General features: G+C 50.4%; 1 protein-coding gene. It reads left to right on the top strand.

From position 1 onward, the window contains the following. The first annotated feature begins 107 nt into the window (after positions 1–107). Positions 108–1,250, top strand: coding sequence for an IS110 family RNA-guided transposase (locus BLW29_RS31030; RefSeq protein ID WP_090986981.1), 1,143 nt, complete (start codon positions 108–110; stop codon positions 1,248–1,250). Positions 1,251–1,539 lie beyond the last annotated feature (289 nt).

Below are 1,539 nucleotides of genomic sequence, written 5' to 3'. Positions count from 1 at the left end.
CTATGATGAACGTAAAAACAGCCCCGTATTTGCTTCAAGTCGTAGGTTAAGAATGGAAGTAGAACACATCCATTTTCAGAGCTACAAAGCAAAGGGGCTGTCTATTAATGCAGTATGTCACAAAATTCGTCGGTTTAGATGTATCCAAAGAAAAAATTTCCGTCGCGGTCGCAGATGCTGGACGGGAGTTGCCACGTTACTTCGGTACAATTGCACACACGCCTGCCGCACTTCGAAAACTAATCAAACAATTAGGGCCTGCAAACTCGCTTGCCTTTTGCTACGAGGCAGGGCCTACTGGTTACGAAACACATCGTTGGATTGAGTCTATGGGCGCAAGCTGTACCGTCATTGCTCCTTCGCTCATTCCTAAAAGGTCTGGGGATCATGTTAAAACGGATCGCCGAGATGCGGAACAGCTAGCCCGTCTTTTTCGTGCAGGGGAATTAACGGCTGTTCATGTGCCATCTCGCGACGACGAGTCATTACGTGACCTAGTTCGCTGCCGCGAGGCGGCAAAGGAGGATACGCATCGCGCTCGCCAACGGCTACTTAAGTTTCTTTTACGCCATCAGATTCATCCGCCCGAGACCATTAAGCGGAATTGGACCAAGAAACATCGTTATTGGCTGGCTTCACTCACCTTCGAGCACGAAGCCATGCAAGTCGTGTTTACGGAAATGCTGCATGCGCTTGAAGAAATTGAGCATCGCATGAGTCGGTTGGACAATGCACTCATGCAACAAGCTACGACTGGGGCAAAGGCTTCCGTCATTCAACTACTTCAGTCTCTACGCGGTGTTGCGCGTCTCACCGCCATCACCATTGCCGCAGAAATAGGCACGTTTGCACGCTTTCGTTCGCCAGCACAACTCATGGCGTACTTAGGTCTTGTTCCTCGCGAGTATTCTTCTGGGCAGAGCACGCGGAGAGGTTCGATGACCAAGGCAGGTAATAGCCACCTGCGTCGCACGTTGGTAGAGTCGGCATGGAGTTACCGCCATCGGCCGGCCGTGAAAGGCGAATTGGCGATTCGGTTAGAAGGATTGCCCGCTGACGTGCAGCTCATCTCATGGAAAGCGCAAGAACGATTGCATATGAAATACCGCCGACTTGTCTTTGGAAAAAGCAAACCCAAAAATGTAGCCATCGGCGCAGTTGCCCGAGAATTAGTAGGGTTTATTTGGGCAGTCGCTCGGATCGCAGAACAAAGTGAAGGCTTTCGTAGCACGAACCAGCAAATTCGTTAAATGAAGGTAATGAAAAAGGGTTGAAAAGGGTAGGAAGAAACCAAGGGAACATTAGGCCCGGGGGCAAACGAAGGTTTAGGAGAGAATGTACGTCAACCGTTTGCACTAGGTTGCGAAACCGAACGTGCGATTCTAGCTAGTACTCGCTCTCCTTGACGAAGGCATTGAATGTGGTAACCAACCCACGGATAGCAGCGTGCCAACCGTCGCTCGCATATTTGCCCCCGCGCCTAGTGTTTCCATGGTGCAAATACGTTGGGTTTGACAAAAACGTTCATAGCAACGGTTG

The sequence above is a fragment of the Paenibacillus sp. CF384 genome, assembly GCF_900106745.1.
Taxonomy (GTDB): domain Bacteria; phylum Bacillota; class Bacilli; order Paenibacillales; family Paenibacillaceae; genus Paenibacillus_Z.
Note: the sequence above shows the minus strand (reverse complement) of the source record. Positions and strands in the feature narration are given on the sequence as shown.

Bases quoted from the DNA above. Each gene is read 5' to 3' on its own strand.
- BLW29_RS31030 (WP_090986981.1), top strand. From the start codon at position 108: ATGCAGTATGTCACAAAATTCGTCGGTTTAGATGTATCCAAAGAAAAA.